The 14338-nt window shown below is 34.4% G+C and carries 17 protein-coding genes; 11 read left to right on the forward strand and 6 right to left on the reverse strand.

The window, feature by feature from the left end:
* Window positions 1-6: 6 nt before the first annotated feature.
* Window positions 7-1224, reverse strand: coding sequence for a cystathionine beta-lyase (metC, locus tag A9G10_RS05255; protein WP_065558559.1), 1218 nt, complete (start codon window positions 1222-1224; stop codon window positions 7-9).
* 77 nt (window positions 1225-1301) lie between these two features.
* Here metC and A9G10_RS05260 point away from each other — a divergent pair, with 77 nt between their 5' ends.
* Complete coding sequence (locus A9G10_RS05260) at window positions 1302-1940, forward strand: 4'-phosphopantetheinyl transferase family protein (protein ID WP_065558560.1); 639 nt, start codon at window positions 1302-1304, stop codon at window positions 1938-1940.
* 51 nt (window positions 1941-1991) lie between these two features.
* Here A9G10_RS05260 and ftnA read toward each other — a convergent pair whose 3' ends face one another.
* Together ftnA and A9G10_RS05270 are read right to left on the reverse strand one after the other, a co-directional pair.
* The gene (ftnA, locus tag A9G10_RS05265; RefSeq protein ID WP_065558561.1) at window positions 1992-2510 is read right to left on the reverse strand and encodes a non-heme ferritin; all 519 of its coding nucleotides are present in this window, start codon (window positions 2508-2510) and stop codon (window positions 1992-1994) included.
* Between the two features lie 107 nt (window positions 2511-2617).
* On the reverse strand, window positions 2618-3391 hold the full coding sequence (locus tag A9G10_RS05270) for a tyrosine-protein phosphatase (RefSeq protein ID WP_065558562.1): 774 nt from the start codon (window positions 3389-3391) through the stop codon (window positions 2618-2620).
* A gap of 95 nt (window positions 3392-3486) precedes the next feature.
* Between A9G10_RS05270 and pepB the strand changes: the two genes are divergently transcribed.
* Together pepB and A9G10_RS05280 are read left to right on the forward strand one after the other, a co-directional pair.
* Complete coding sequence (gene pepB, locus A9G10_RS05275) at window positions 3487-4779, forward strand: aminopeptidase PepB (protein WP_179855815.1); 1293 nt, start codon at window positions 3487-3489, stop codon at window positions 4777-4779.
* Between the two features lie 153 nt (window positions 4780-4932).
* Window positions 4933-5538, forward strand: coding sequence for a tetratricopeptide repeat protein (locus A9G10_RS05280; protein ID WP_065558564.1), 606 nt, complete (start codon window positions 4933-4935; stop codon window positions 5536-5538).
* A 107-nt stretch (window positions 5539-5645) separates the two neighbouring features.
* On the opposite strand, the gene A9G10_RS05285 is transcribed toward A9G10_RS05280, so the two are convergent.
* Window positions 5646-6209, reverse strand: coding sequence for a peptidylprolyl isomerase (locus A9G10_RS05285; RefSeq protein WP_065558565.1), 564 nt, complete (start codon window positions 6207-6209; stop codon window positions 5646-5648).
* Between the two features lie 311 nt (window positions 6210-6520).
* Here A9G10_RS05285 and A9G10_RS05290 point away from each other — a divergent pair, with 311 nt between their 5' ends.
* From A9G10_RS05290 to robA, 3 genes are all read left to right on the forward strand, one after another.
* Window positions 6521-7192 carry a phosphoribosyltransferase family protein gene (locus A9G10_RS05290; RefSeq protein ID WP_065558566.1) on the forward strand — a complete coding sequence of 224 codons (672 nt, stop codon included), beginning with the start codon at window positions 6521-6523 and terminating at the stop codon, window positions 7190-7192.
* Between the two features lie 105 nt (window positions 7193-7297).
* Window positions 7298-7873, forward strand: a complete 576-nt coding sequence (gene nfuA / locus A9G10_RS05295) for a Fe-S biogenesis protein NfuA (RefSeq protein ID WP_065558691.1) — start codon at window positions 7298-7300, stop codon at window positions 7871-7873.
* 94 nt (window positions 7874-7967) lie between these two features.
* Window positions 7968-8882: an MDR efflux pump AcrAB transcriptional activator RobA gene (gene robA / locus A9G10_RS05300; RefSeq protein WP_065558567.1), complete on the forward strand. Its 915-nt coding sequence runs from the start codon at window positions 7968-7970 to the stop codon at window positions 8880-8882.
* A 61-nt stretch (window positions 8883-8943) separates the two neighbouring features.
* On the opposite strand, the gene trpR is transcribed toward robA, so the two are convergent.
* Window positions 8944-9225 carry a trp operon repressor gene (gene trpR / locus A9G10_RS05305; RefSeq protein WP_218837341.1) on the reverse strand — a complete coding sequence of 94 codons (282 nt, stop codon included), beginning with the start codon at window positions 9223-9225 and terminating at the stop codon, window positions 8944-8946.
* 11 nt (window positions 9226-9236) lie between these two features.
* Window positions 9237-11174: a murein transglycosylase gene (gene sltY, locus A9G10_RS05310; RefSeq protein ID WP_065558569.1), complete on the reverse strand. Its 1938-nt coding sequence runs from the start codon at window positions 11172-11174 to the stop codon at window positions 9237-9239.
* Between the two features lie 163 nt (window positions 11175-11337).
* Here sltY and iscR point away from each other — a divergent pair, with 163 nt between their 5' ends.
* Genes iscR through hscB form a run of 5 tightly spaced genes read left to right on the forward strand, consistent with a single transcriptional unit; the run spans window position 11338 to window position 14314 of the window.
* A complete protein-coding gene (iscR, locus tag A9G10_RS05315) occupies window positions 11338-11787 on the forward strand; it encodes a Fe-S cluster assembly transcriptional regulator IscR (protein WP_065558570.1) in 450 nt (149 codons plus the stop codon).
* Window positions 11788-11841: 54 nt separating this feature from the next.
* A complete protein-coding gene (locus A9G10_RS05320; protein WP_065558571.1) occupies window positions 11842-13056 on the forward strand; it encodes an IscS subfamily cysteine desulfurase in 1215 nt (404 codons plus the stop codon).
* A 15-nt stretch (window positions 13057-13071) separates the two neighbouring features.
* A complete protein-coding gene (gene iscU, locus A9G10_RS05325; RefSeq protein WP_065558572.1) occupies window positions 13072-13458 on the forward strand; it encodes a Fe-S cluster assembly scaffold IscU in 387 nt (128 codons plus the stop codon).
* The gene (iscA, locus tag A9G10_RS05330) at window positions 13458-13781 is read left to right on the forward strand and encodes an iron-sulfur cluster assembly protein IscA (protein WP_065558573.1); all 324 of its coding nucleotides are present in this window, start codon (window positions 13458-13460) and stop codon (window positions 13779-13781) included. The genes iscU and iscA overlap by 1 nt, the downstream gene beginning before the upstream one ends.
* Window positions 13782-13795: 14 nt before the next feature.
* A complete protein-coding gene (hscB, locus tag A9G10_RS05335; RefSeq protein WP_065558574.1) occupies window positions 13796-14314 on the forward strand; it encodes a Fe-S protein assembly co-chaperone HscB in 519 nt (172 codons plus the stop codon).
* The last annotated feature ends 24 nt before the right edge of the window (window positions 14315-14338 follow it).

A 14338-nucleotide genomic window follows, 5' to 3' on the forward strand; every position in this document is an offset into this window, starting at 1 on the left:
TCCTGATTATACTAAGCTTTGTAGTGCATTGGCTTTATGATTATGCTGATTGATTCTTTCTAAACCAGCAGCAAGATCAGCAATTAAATCTTCAGGATCTTCAAGACCGATATGTAATCGGATGAGTGTGCCTGTAAAACCAATACCCGAAACAGGTCTAATTTTAGCTAGTTCTTCCGGTTGATTGGCTAAAATTAATGACTCAAATCCGCCCCATGAGTAAGCCATAGAAAAATGGGTTAAATTATCCAGAAAATCGGAAAGTTGAACATCACTTAGGCGATCATGAAGTATAAATGAAAATAGTCCACTTGCTCCCGTAAAATCACGCTTAAAAAATTCATGTCCTTTACAACTTTCTAATGCTGGATGATTCACTGTTGCAACTTGCGGGTGATTAGCCAACCATTTTGCTATTTTTAATCCACTTTCGTGATGTTGTTTTAATCTGATAGCTAAGGTGCGTAACCCTCGTGCTGCCATATAAGCCGTATCGGCATCGCACATTTGTCCCATCAAATAAGAGCGTTCTCGTAGTCTATCCCAGCATCTTTCATTAGCAACTGCAGTACCTAACATTGCATCAGAATGACCAATTAAATATTTTGTACCTGCCTGAATTGAGATATCAATATCATGATCTAAGGCTTTAAATAATACACCAGCAGCCCAAGTCGTATCCATCATAATAATAATATCAGGATTTACATGGCGAATTGCTTTTACAATGGCCGGTACATCATGCACTTCCATGGTAATGGAGCTTGGCGATTCTAAAAATACCACTTTGGTATTCGGTTTGATATGGTTAGTGATATAGCGACCAACTAAAGGTAAAAAGTAATCGGTTTCGACGCCAAGATCTTTTAAAATATGATTGCAAAATTCTTGAGTTGGTTCGTAGCTGGCTTCGGATACAAGGATATGATCCCCTGTTTTTACAAAAGCTAAAATGGCATTAGCAATTGCAGCTGCACCACATGGATAAAGATAACATCCGGCTCCGCCTTCAATTTCAATCATAGCATCCTGAAGTGAAAAGTGGGTTAATGTGCCTCGGCGTCCATAGAATAGTGCCCCTTTGGCTCGATTTTCTGTTGCTTCTTTTTTGTCAGCAACAGTGTCGAAGACTAATGAAGAAGCACGCTGAATCACCGAATTTACAGCGCCTTGGGTATAGCGTTTTTTGCGACCAGCATTCACTAATTTAGTTTGTAATGACATGATGTATCCTTAGCTATCTGAGAAATTTTAATAACAGTTAGCATAGCATGCTGTTAAAATAGTAAAAAATAATTTTTATGAATACTGGCTTTTCAATTATGCTAATCGTCCAACTTGCCAATTTAAATACGGCGACAATTAATTATGCGTTGTTATCAGAGCAAATCATCAATGATGCCAATCAGATGAATGGGCAACGTAAAAAACAGTTTTTAATCTGTCGTTCAATATTAGCAGATTTGCTTAATCAGTATTGTCATACCTTTACCTTGCCACCAATCGTAATTGGTGAAAATAGTCGCCCATGTTTTTTAGATCAAACTCTTCCCGATTTTAATATCAGCCATAGCCAAGATAGGGTAGCTGTCGCGATATCTTTAAACGGTAAAGTAGGTTTAGATATTGAACTTGCTCGCCAGCGTAAACACTATTTAAAAGTAGCAGAAAACTTTTTTGATAATGATGAATATCAATGGATGATAGCGCAAACAGATACATTATCGGCTTTTTGGCAACTATGGACGTTAAAAGAGTCTGCTTTAAAGCTGTATGCGAAAGGAGTTTGGCAAATGAAATCTGTGAAAATTGACCTTAATCACCAATTGATTCATGCTCCTTTTGCAAGTCATTTTTATTATCAATATCAGCAGGTTGACGATGTCCATTTGGCGGTCAATAGTAGTATGCCAATAACAAGGTTTATCTTACAACGTTAAAGGCGCTAATCTGCCACATAAAAAATGTAGCAGATTAATATGTTGAATTAATTAATCGTTAGTTGTTAATAAACCTGATTCACTTAACGTTTTGTTAAAATCTTTATCCATAAAGAATAGGTCTCGCTTATTTTCGCCGACCAATTCGAGTTTATCGACAATGCTTTTGAAAAGTTTTTCTTCTTCATGTTGTTCAGAAACATACCATTGTAAAAAGTTAAAAGTCGAAAAATCTTTCTGTGTTAACGCATAATCAACCAGCGCATTAATTGCTTTGGTAATTTTAAGTTCGTGCTGATAAGCCACTTTAAATAATTCAAGTAAAGAAGGATATTGTGATTCTGGGGCTTCAATTTTGCCAATTAAAGCTAAGGAGCCACAATCTAAAACATAATCAAATAAACGCTCCATATGTTGGCGTTCTTCACCCGCATGATCTCTTAAAAACTTTCCGAAAGATGGAAAATTTTGGTCATCACACCAAGCACTCATTTGTAGGTACAGATTTGAAGAGTAAAACTCTAAATTTAATTGCTCATTAAGCTTTTTGACCATTTGATCGGTTAACATTTTTATTTCCTCACATTGCTATTTTATGACTTCACATTTCAATCGATAACATCGTTGATGTGATTATTATTTATGTATAGATTAATTATCTATATCGTTAATATTGTCTAAATAAGATAAAGATCTTGAAGTACTTTTCTTTTGTTATTATCTAATTGATATTCCTGAGCTAACCAATTATCAATAGTCTGATAACGCTGTTTAATTGCCGTTATTGCGGCGGTTAGGTACGCTTCTTTAGCAGCAAAAATCACTTTTTGATTTTCAAGTTCGGTTGCCGTTAATTGGTTTTTATTCTGGTTAAGAATGGTGTCACGAAAATTTTTTAATAATTGTTCGGTAAGTAAATAGTCTTGCATTACCACGTCTTCACTCACGCCTAATGCAAACAGTGTTAAGGCTACACCAATGCCGGTTCTATCCTTGCCGACAGCACAATGCTGAACTAAGGGCTGCCCATTACCATTTAATAAAATGTCAGTGAGTTTTTGATAAGCAGGATTATTGAAAGGTAATAATTGATAAAGTTTGATCATAAAATCAAAGGGTGATGTTTTTTTAATGGTAAAAATATCATCTTCAATTTCAGAGGTTAAACTGGCTGTCACTTCATCACTTAATGGATTTGCCGGGACATTAATATAGTTTGCATTACGCCATAAATTGTCGGGATAGTGGTTGATTTCGTTTGGATCTCGATAGTCTAAAATGTAGTGTAAATTTAATTCATTTGCTAAGAAGTCTTTTTCTTGTTCGTTAATACGTGAAAATTCACCTGCGCGATATAATTTTCCTTTGCGTATTTGACGTCCATCTTGTGTTTTGATTCCACCTAAATCACGAAAATTAATTCCATTTTTAATTGGTACAGCAGATGTCATAACGGATCCTTATTTATTCTTAACCTGCTTGCTATATTAGCATGTTTCTGATTAGAATTAAGCCATTGTTTTATTTTTATCAATAATTGGAGTTTCTGCTTATGTCGATGTTATCTATTTTACTTTCTGAAAAACCTGCACCCTCGCAATGGGGTAAAGATGCACTACTGAGTTTTTCAGATGAATCAATTACCATTCATTATAAAACTGAGCATCGCTTAGGAGCAATTCAACGTGCAGGGCGTAAACTCGATAATCAAGGAATCAAATCGGTTAAACTCAGTGGTCAAGGATGGGATTTGGAAGCGTGTTGGCATTTTTGGTTGGGTTATCGTAATGCAAAAAACAACAATAAAGTCACTTGGGCAAAACTGGATAGCAAAGATAAAGCAGAATTAACACATCGTCTGGCCATTATTGATTGGTGTCGAGATATTGTTAACCAACAAGCAGAAACATTAAGCCCGCTTGAATTAGCTACGCAAAGTGCCAAACTCATCAGTCAATATTCGTCAGATGTAACATACAAAATTATTTCCGGTGAAGCATTAAAAGAGCATGATTATATGGGGATCTATACTGTTGGCAAAGGCTCAGATAGACCGGCAGCGCTACTTGAACTTGATTATAATCCTGGTAAAAATCCAACAGCACCGATTACTGCTTGTTTAGTGGGTAAAGGGATCACATTTGATTCTGGTGGTTATAGTTTAAAACCAAGTAGTTTTATGGAGTCGATGCGCTCAGATATGGGCGGAGCAGCGCTAGTCGCTGGTGCATTAGCACTGGCTATTGCACGAGGCATAAATCACCGTATTAAACTCTATCTATGTTGTGCAGATAACCTAGTGAGTGGTAGCGCTTTTAAACTCGGGGATATTATTTGTTATCGTAATGGTAAAACAGTTGAAATCGATAATACCGATGCTGAAGGGCGTTTAGTGTTAGCCGATGGGTTGATTTGTGCCGATAATGATAAGCCACGTTATATTATCGATTGTGCAACATTGACCGGTGCAGCTAAAATTGCGGTAGGTAATGATTATCAATCACTACTTTCATTTGATGATAAATTTGCTCAATTGTTATTGGCAAGTAGCGATATTGAAAATGAAGCATTTTGGCGTTTACCGTTAGCCGAATTTCATCGTTCTCAATTCCCTTCATCATTTGCCGACATGTCCAATTCTGGATTGCCAAATACAGCAGGGGCAAGTACTGCTGCGGCATTTTTATCACATTTTATTAAAAATTATCAGCAAAACTGGTTACATATCGACTGCTCAGCCACTTTCCGTAAAAGTGCAACTGCATTATGGGCAACGGGAGCAACAGGTGTTGGGGTCAGAACTATTGCTCACTTATTGAGTAAATTAAAAAAAGCATGATTCATTGTTAAGGGATGTAATATCTATTTATTAAAACCGATTAGTTTAATAATTCTTAATAATTTTTGTTATTGCTAATTTAAATTTTTTTTCTAAAATAGGCAGAGTTTAAAATTTGTCAAATATTTATAATTTAGAGATATAAGGAAAGTTATGAAAAAAGTATTTTTTATTTTGTTAACAGTATTGTTTTCAAGTACAACCTACGCTGGCGAGTGTGAAAAATATTGGAATGCAGAAGAGTATGATAAAGCTTTTGATGCTTGCCAAAAAGAAGCCGAACAAGGTGATAAGAAAGCTCAATTTTATTTGGCTCAAGCTTATGAGGAAGGTTTGGGCGTTGAGGAAGATTTCGATAAGGTATTACATTGGGTAACTAAATCAGCAGAACAAGGATTTGATCAGGCACAATATTATTTAGCACTAATGTATGATGAAGGTGAAGGTGTTAAAGAAGATGATCAAAAAGCTGTTTATTGGTATACAAAAGCTGCCGAACAAGGTTTAGTTGATGCTCAATATAATTTAGCGATTATGTATGATGAAGGTGAAGGTGTCGAAAAAAATAAAGAAACAGCAGTGTTTTGGTATAAGAAAGCAGTGGAGCAAGATTCGCCAGAAGCGTTAAATAATTTAGGTGTCATGTATTACTATGGTGAAGGAGTAGAAAAAAATAGATCGTTAGCCATTAAGTACTTTAAGAAAGCCTGTAGTCTTGGTATAGATGAAGCTTGTGATAATAAAAGCTTACGACGATAATATAAAATAAAAACAAATAGAATTAATTAAAAATATAGTCAAATTGAACTGTCTTAAATCGTTAAGACAGTTCTTTTGAATAAATGAAGTAAAATAAATAAAATCATTTATTCTGTTATGATAATAGCTTTTTTAATATAAATTGGCTCAATCGGTACATTTTGATGGGGGCCCATCCGTTTAGTTGGCACATTGACAATTTTATCAACAACATCCATTCCTTTTATCACTTTTCCAAATACTGCGTAACCATAATCTTTGGATGGATCGTGGTTGAGAAAATGATTATCGACGACATTAATAAAAAATTGGCTCGTTGCACTATCGATGACACCGGTTCTTGCCATTGCGATCGTACCACGCACATTTTTTAATCCATTATCTGCTTCGTTTTTAATTGGGGCATTTGTTTCTTTAAATTTTAATTCACCGTCTGCTCCACCACCTTGAATCATAAAATTGGGGATCACACGATGAAAAGTAGTGTTTTCATAGAAACCACTTTTAACATAATCAAGAAAGTTTTTGGTCGTAATTGGTGCGTGCTCATTGTCTAATTCAATTTCAATATCCCCCATACTGGTTTGCAATAATACTTTTGTATCTGCTAACGCAATGGGTGAAAGTAAAATTAAGCACAGCGCGATGATTAATGATCTGATTTTATTCATTATATTTGTTCCTTAGTCCATTTGTTTGTTGATTATACCGAATATAAAATTTATTTAAATAACAATTATGCAAAATACAAAAAAATTTTGTGAGATAGTTCGAACTATTATTTATTTAATATTTTTCAATAGATTAAATAGGATATCATAAGTAGGTTTTTGTATTTGAGTATTATTTTTATGGCTGAAAAAAGTATTGTTAAAACGATGATGCGATGGTCTGAAAATAAACTCTTTGTATTGACGTTTTATCCTTTATTGGATGATTGTTTAAAATTTATAGATGACATTATTTCTAAAGTTGGAGAATTATGCGTTGCTTCTTATGCAATATGCCATTATATTTGGCACACCATGGAATTTGTTATCAATGTTCAAAAAACATACCGAAATTAAACAAGGTATGTCCTCAATGTAGTTTACCGCATTCTTTATCCACTCAGATTTGCTATCGTTGTCTTGAAAATAAACCCCATTGGGATACATTAATTGCGACTAGCGACTATATTAATCCGTTAAAAAAATTAATTCAGCAATTAAAGTTTTATCATAAGACGGAATTGACGTTGGCACTGGCAAGATTAATGTTTTTAACATGGTATAAAAAACGACTTGCAAATGAAATCATAAAACCGGATTTAGTCACTTGCGTTCCTTTACATCATATACGTTATTGGTCAAGAGGATTTAATCAAGCAGAATTGTTGGCAAAAGTGATAGCCAAATGGTTAAATTGTGATTTTTATCCTCATTTACTCTATCGACATCAACGAGCAATAGATCAGAAAAAGCTTTCATTAAAAGAACGTAAACAAAATGTAGAAACACTTTATGAATGTCGAAAAAATCTTTCTCAAAAATCGGTAATGCTTATTGATGATATTGTCACTACGGGAAACACAATAAATGCTGTTAGTCAGCAATTAAAAAAATGCGGGGCAATCAATATTCAAGTAATTTGTTTATGTCGCACAGTATTGTAAAATTGTAAACAGTCCCTATAATAACCAACATAGTTAGTCAACTATTATAACAAATCAATTAGGTAGGTTATTACCTAATTGCATCTAAAGTGAGGGGTTATGTCTATTATTACCATTTCTGAATCAGCTCAGCAACATTTCAAAAAACTACTAGCCAATCAACCACAAGATACACAAATTCGTGTCTTTGTCATGAATCCTGGTACGCCAAGTGCAGAGTGCGGTGTTTCTTATTGTCCTGCTGATACTGTAGAAGATAGTGATATAGAAGAAAAGTTTGCAGATTTTTCGGTATACATTGATGAAATGAGTGCACCATTTTTAGAAGAAACCGTTATCGATTATGTTACGGATGAATTGGGTTCGCAATTGACGTTAAAAGCGCCAAACTCCAAAATGAGAAAAGTCAGCGATGATGCCCCTTTAATTGAACGCGTTAATTATACGATTCAAACTCAAATTAATCCTCAACTTGCTAGTCATGGTGGTATGGTAAGTTTAATTGAATTAACAGAAGACAATTATGTTGTCCTTCAATTTGGAGGGGGGTGTAATGGTTGTTCAATGGTTGATTATACGTTGAAAGAAGGAATTGAAAAACAATTATTAATGGAATTTCCTGAACTTGCAGGCGTAAAAGATGTGACTGAGCATCAAGCAGGAACACACTCTTTTTGTTAAGAAAAACTAAATAATTTGGATTTAAATCTTGCTTATTGCTAAGATTAAGTCATAATCGCATGATGTCTGCCAGTTCACTTTATGATGGGGTTTTATGAATCAAGTCAGCATTATTTCAGATCTTATCGTTTGGATTGAAAAAAATCTGGAGCAGCCTTTGTCTATTGATCATGTTGCTCAAAAATCAGGTTATTCAAAGTGGCATTTACAACGTATGTTTAAAGAGGTAACCGGTCAGGTACTTGGTACTTACATTCGTCATCGTAGGTTAACTTATGCAGCACTTTCTTTACGAATGACGAGTAAGCCGATTTTAGATATTGCTATGCAATATCGTTTTGATTCTCAGCAAACATTTACCCGTTCTTTTAAAAAACAGTTTAATGAAACCCCAGCAAGTTATCGACGCGCTGAATTTTGGGATCCCACAGGATTAACGCCAGCAATTGAACTTAATAAAACTCAGCTTACATTACCCGAACCCAAATTCGTTAATATGCCAAAACAGACATTTTGGGGTATTACTTATAAAAATAACTGTAATTTAAGTAAATTATTAGAGGAAGAAAATAAGTTGCGAGGTCAATTTTTTCACAATTATCTTTCTCGTTATACCCATAAAAATGAAATTCTGCCGGATAAAATTTATGCTTTTAACCGGATCTTGAAAAGTAAAGAAAATGCTAATGAACAAGAGTTACTTTATACCATAGCGTTAGAACACAATAATCATCTTGAATATATTGAACAGTTTGTTAGCGAAGGTGGTTTGTATCTTTGTTTTAAATATATTGGCAGACCTGAAAACTTTAAAGATTTTATTTCTCAAGTGCATTTAGCTGCGATGCCCGCTTTAAAAGTTCATTTACGTGCAGGATGTTTAATTGAAATCCATCATAATCGAGATAAAAATACGGTTGAAACGGCAAAAGATATCCAACGTATGGAATGCGATTATTGTGTGCCAGTTGCAACAGAAAATGAAGTTCTTCTAAAGAAAAATTCGTAGTAAATCTTAGTTGTTATCTGTATTCAATCTTGTGACAAATTGTAATAACCTAGCATTATGATCAATTTAACAATGTTTTTTCTAACCATTGTCTAAATTCAGGTGATGCTTCTTTCAAACTATTTGATCCACGAGTGACAGTAGCAATACCAATTCCTAATTGTTCTTTAAGCTGTCTTTGATTTATTGAACCATCAAGTAAAGAGTGAATTATTTTCACTCGAGTAATTAAAGCATCACGTTCATCTGCGGTTAGCAGCAGTTTAAATATATCCAGTGAATAGCCATCATTAAATGCTTGGTGTAGTATTTCAACTGTTTGTTTCCATTCTTGAGTTTTCATAATGCCCACCATTAATAGGTTCTGTTAAATTCGTTTGCGGTAAAAATATTATGCCTTTTTTGACCTAACAAATTTTGATAAATATAATCATAAACTAAAACATTTTTAACATAATTACGTGTTTCAGTAAAAGGAATACTTTCAATAAAAGCTACTGCATCAAGTTTACCATCACTATTATTTAACCATCGTTTAACTCGACTTGGTCCAGCATTATAAGCTGCTGACGCCAAAATACGATTTTTAGCATTTTGTTGATAAACATTATTGAGAAAATATGTCCCTAATTCTATATTTGTCATTGGATCAGAAAGCTGAGATGTTGATGTGTAACTAATTGAGCTAACTTTTTTTGCTGTTTCTTTTGCTGTCGCAGGCATTAATTGCATTAAACCTTTTGCCCCAGCAGGTGATTGTATCGTGGCATCAAAAGCGCTCTCTTGACGCGATATAGCCAGCGCATAAGAAAGAGATATCTCTTTACCTTTTAATGCCTGTTTATATATATCTTCATACATAATAGGTAAGCGCTCTGTCCAATTATTCCAAAGTTTTCCAGATATTGTTGCTTGAATACTAAGATCTCCCCAACCTTTATGATAAGCATATTGAGCTAAATCTAAATATTCATTATTTTCAACGTGATTATTCAACATAAATCGCCATTCGCGTGTTGATTCTGCTAACATCTTCCAGAAACGTAATTCTTTAACTCGTTTTATAACAGTTTGATTATCATACTTAGATTTTAAATTTGCTATCTCGGCTTGTGTTATTTTTCTGGATTGATTGTTAAGAGAATATTTTTGCTTAAGCAATTGTGCGCTGACCATGCCATAAAATCCACGATTAGCCGATAATTTTTTCAAAATGATGTTGGCTTCATTTTTTTTGTTTTGGTCTAAATAGACGCGAGCTTGCCAATATTGCCATTCTTCTTTTAGTTTATCTTCGGGTGTTAATTGTGATAACCAATAAGCAATATCTTTGTAATTATTTTCATCAATCGCAACACGAATGCGTTTTTCAACTAACATTGTATCATGATACTTGGCAATGTAATCATCACGCCATTTAATTTGCTCATTTGTCGCAGAATCACTGAAAAATCTGTTTGCTAAATTTTTTTGTAATGCAATGAGTTCGGTTTCGCTTAAATGTTGCTGCTGTACCAGTTTTGGCAATAGTATTTGCGCAAAATTCATATCCGCTTTAACTACTCGAGGAAAAGAAGCCAATACAATTTTTTTAGTAAAATTGCTGGTTTTGATATTTTTAGAGAAATCCTCTAATTTTCTCGGATTATCTAATAAAGCATATAAATTACTTTTGGTTGTTTTATAGTCACTATCTAATAAGTTGGTTAAATATCGTGCTAATTTTAAATTATTCGCTTCTATAGCAAGTTCAATTCGTAACAAAATGATATTGTTTGTTTGTTTTCCTGCATCTTTCCATACATTAAGAAGAGGATCACAGGCAGAAGGTAATTCTTTTCCTGTTAGCCACAATGATTCTACTGTTTCTATAACAGATTGATTACCCTGTTGTAACAAAGCGTATTGATAACGGCAGTTGGATTGAATTGAGTTATCTTTAGGAAAGTCAACAATAGCAGCCCAATCTTGACGATTAGTCAATTCTGATAAGAAAGATTGATTTAATGATGCTGTTAACGGAAATTTATTATACTGAGTGACAAAATTGCTCACCATGTCAGGGGAAACCGTTTTAATATTTTTTTGAAAATATTGTATTGCAGCATAAGGATACAGTGGATAATCTTTTAGCTCTTTTAAAAGAGCTGTTTGTTCATCAAGATTGAGTGATTGATATGAGTTAAGCCATTTTTTGTAATTAGCTCGTAAATCTTGCTGCGTATTAACCGCGATTGCACTTTTAGTAAAGAGTAATCCTATTATCAAAATACACTTTAATAGTGATTTCATTGCTCAACTCCTATATCAAATTAGTTTACTAGATTAGCATATTTCACCATTGTTCGTCGATGAAAGAACTTAAGGTTTAATTCCCACTAAAATAGTCAACTAAATACTTGACTAAAATTGAAGGATATATAAAATACCTTCCATATATAAAGGGGAATAAATAATGAAATTGACATCAAAAGGGAGATATGCAGTAACTGCAATGTTGGATATTGCATTACATTCTGGTTTAGGACCCGTATCACTTGCAGATATCTCAGAACGTCAACAAATCTCACTTTCCTATCTTGAACAACTATTTGCCCGTTTACGTAAACATGGTCTGGTCTCTAGTGTTCGGGGGCCGGGTGGTGGCTATGTGCTTAGTCGAAGCATGGATCAAATTGCGATTAGTTCAATTGTTAAAGCCGTCGATGAAACAGTTCACGCAACAAAATGTTATGGTCATGATGGATGTCAAGGTGGCGTGAGATGTTTAACTCACACGCTGTGGAATGACCTAAGTGAACGTATCGATGAGTTTTTAACAAGTATCACTTTAAGTGAATTAGTCAATAATAAAGAAGTAAAAGAAGTGGCTAGTCGACAAAGCAATCTAATATCAATAAATTAAGCAATAAATTAAGCAATAAAATTTGTACACAGAATTTGTCATTGGGAGTATTTAATGAAACTACCTATTTATATGGATTATGCAGCAACAACGCCTGTCGATCCTAGAGTTGCTGAAAAAATGATGCAGTATCTAACCTTGGATGGTATTTTCGGTAACCCCGCATCTCGTTCTCATAAATTTGGTTGGCAAGCAGAAGAAGCGGTTGATATTGCAAGAAATCAAATAGCCGATCTCATCGGTGCCGATTCACGAGAAATCGTTTTTACTTCTGGCGCGACTGAAGCGGACAATTTAGCCATTAAAGGTGCTGCACACTTTAATCAAGCTAAAGGTAAACATATTATTACGTGTAAAACTGAACATAAAGCCGTGCTTGATACTTGTCGTCAACTTGAGCGCGAAGGTTATGAAGTAACGTATTTAGCACCTGAATCTGATGGAATATTAGATTTAAACAAACTCGCAGCGGCAATGCGTAGTGATACGACAGTGGTATCAATCATGCATGTTAATAATGAAACAGGCGTCATACAAGATATCGAAAAAATTGGTGAAATGTGTCGTGAAAGAGGCATTGTTTTCCACGTGGATGCAACGCAAGCTGTTGGTAAATTACCGATTGATGTAACCAAATTAAAAGTAGACTTGATGTCTTTTTCAGGTCATAAAATCTATGGTCCAAAAGGTATCGGTGGGCTGTATGTAAGACGTAAACCTCGTGTTCGTATTGAAGCACAAATGCATGGTGGTGGTCATGAACGTGGTATGCGCTCTGGTACGCTACCTGTGCACCAAATTGTTGGTATGGGTGAAGCATATCGGATAGCAAAAGAAGAAATGGCTACTGAAATGCCACGTCTATTGGCTCTCAAAAATCGGTTATGGAACGGTTTAAAAGATATAGAAGAAGTTTATCTAAATGGATCTTTAGAACACAGTGCACCAAATATTTTAAATGTCAGTTTTGCTTATATTGAAGGTGAATCGTTAATGATGGCATTGAAAGATTTGGCTGTATCTTCTGGCTCAGCCTGTACGTCAGCGAGTTTAGAACCTTCTTATGTATTGCGGGCACTAGGTCTCAATGATGAATTAGCACATAGCTCAATCCGTTTTTCACTAGGTCGATTTAGTACTGAAGAAGAAGTGGATTATGTTATTGAGTTAATCAAAAACTCTATTGATAAATTAAGAAACTTATCTCCGCTTTGGGAAATGTTTAAAGATGGTGTTGATTTATCAAAAATAAAATGGTCAGCCCATTAAAATTAGGAGTAAATTATGGCATACAGTGAAAAAGTAGTCGATCATTACGAAAACCCTCGCAATGTCGGGTCGTTTGATCAAAACGATCCGAATGTTGGTAGTGGTATGGTTGGTGCGCCAGCCTGTGGCGATGTCATGCGACTTCAAATTAAAGTGAATGATGATGGCATTATTGAAGATGCGAAATTTAAAACTTATGGCTGTGGTAGCGCAATTGCTTCAAGTTCGTTAGTTACCGAATGGATTAAAGGTAAATCTTTAGATGAAGCGCAAGCGATAAAAAATACGGATATTGCTAAAGAACTTGCTTTACCGCCAGTTAAAATTCACTGCTCAATTTTAGCTGAAGATGCAATCAAAGCGGCAATTGATGACTATAAAACTAAAAAAGGGCAAAGTTAATGGCTATTACATTAACCACAAGTGCAGCTGATCGTGTTCAAGCTTTTTTAACTAATCGTGGAAAAGGTATTGGTCTAAGATTAGGCGTTAAAACATCAGGTTGTTCGGGTATGGCTTATGTTTTAGAGTTTGCTGATACGATTAATGACGATGACAGTGTATTTGAAGATAAAAATGTCAAAGTTATCGTGGATAAAAAAAGCTTAGTCTATATTGATGGCACAGAACTTGATTTTGTTAAAGAAGGATTAAATGAAGGTTTCAAATTCAATAATCCTAATGCACATAATGAGTGTGGTTGTGGCGAAAGCTTTAATGTTTAACTGAGGCATCAAGCGTGAATAATTATTTTGAGTTATTTCATCTACCTATTCAATTACCTGTCGATACACAACAGTTAACATTACAATATCAGCAATTACAAAGACACTATCACCCTGATAATTTTGCAACGGCATCGGATAGTGAAAAAATGGCGATTATTCAGAAATCAGCCATGATTAATGATGCTTATCAAGTATTAAAAAATCCTATAAAAGCAGCTGAATATTTCCTATCTTTGCAAGGTTTTGATGTGGCAACGGAACAACATATTATTCATGATGCAGATTTTTTAATGGAGCAATTTGTTTTGCGTGAAAAACTAGATGATATTGAAAGTCAGTCAAACTTTGAGCTATTAGATAGTTTTGGATCTGAGATATCAGGACGCAAAAAAGATATTTATAATCAATTGTTGAACAATATATCGCAACAAGATTGGCAATCCGCACTTAATCAAATCTACAAGATTCGTTATCTTACTCGATTAATAGAACAGATCGAAAAGTTACAAGAAAAGCAATATGCTTTATAATTTAAGATAAATAACACATCAAGT

It is taken from the genome of Gilliamella sp. wkB308, from assembly GCF_001690185.1.
Lineage (GTDB): Bacteria > Pseudomonadota > Gammaproteobacteria > Enterobacterales > Orbaceae > Gilliamella > Gilliamella apicola_I.

Bases quoted from the DNA above. Each gene is read 5' to 3' on its own strand.
- metC (WP_065558559.1), bottom strand. From the start codon at position 1,224: ATGTCATTACAAACTAAATTAGTGAATGCTGGTCGCAAAAAACGCTAT.
- A9G10_RS05280 (WP_065558564.1), top strand. From the start codon at position 4,933: ATGAAAAAAGTATTTTTTATTTTGTTAACAGTATTGTTTTCAAGTACA.
- sltY (WP_065558569.1), bottom strand. From the start codon at position 11,174: ATGAAATCACTATTAAAGTGTATTTTGATAATAGGATTACTCTTTACT.
- A9G10_RS05320 (WP_065558571.1), top strand. From the start codon at position 11,842: ATGAAACTACCTATTTATATGGATTATGCAGCAACAACGCCTGTCGAT.
- A9G10_RS05260 (WP_065558560.1), top strand. From the start codon at position 1,302: ATGAATACTGGCTTTTCAATTATGCTAATCGTCCAACTTGCCAATTTA.
- iscR (WP_065558570.1), top strand. From the start codon at position 11,338: ATGAAATTGACATCAAAAGGGAGATATGCAGTAACTGCAATGTTGGAT.
- A9G10_RS05285 (WP_065558565.1), bottom strand. From the start codon at position 6,209: ATGAATAAAATCAGATCATTAATCATCGCGCTGTGCTTAATTTTACTT.
- robA (WP_065558567.1), top strand. From the start codon at position 7,968: ATGAATCAAGTCAGCATTATTTCAGATCTTATCGTTTGGATTGAAAAA.
- trpR (WP_218837341.1), bottom strand. From the start codon at position 9,225: ATGAAAACTCAAGAATGGAAACAAACAGTTGAAATACTACACCAAGCA.
- A9G10_RS05290 (WP_065558566.1), top strand. From the start codon at position 6,521: ATGCGTTGCTTCTTATGCAATATGCCATTATATTTGGCACACCATGGA.
- iscU (WP_065558572.1), top strand. From the start codon at position 13,072: ATGGCATACAGTGAAAAAGTAGTCGATCATTACGAAAACCCTCGCAAT.
- iscA (WP_065558573.1), top strand. From the start codon at position 13,458: ATGGCTATTACATTAACCACAAGTGCAGCTGATCGTGTTCAAGCTTTT.
- ftnA (WP_065558561.1), bottom strand. From the start codon at position 2,510: ATGTTAACCGATCAAATGGTCAAAAAGCTTAATGAGCAATTAAATTTA.
- A9G10_RS05270 (WP_065558562.1), bottom strand. From the start codon at position 3,391: ATGACATCTGCTGTACCAATTAAAAATGGAATTAATTTTCGTGATTTA.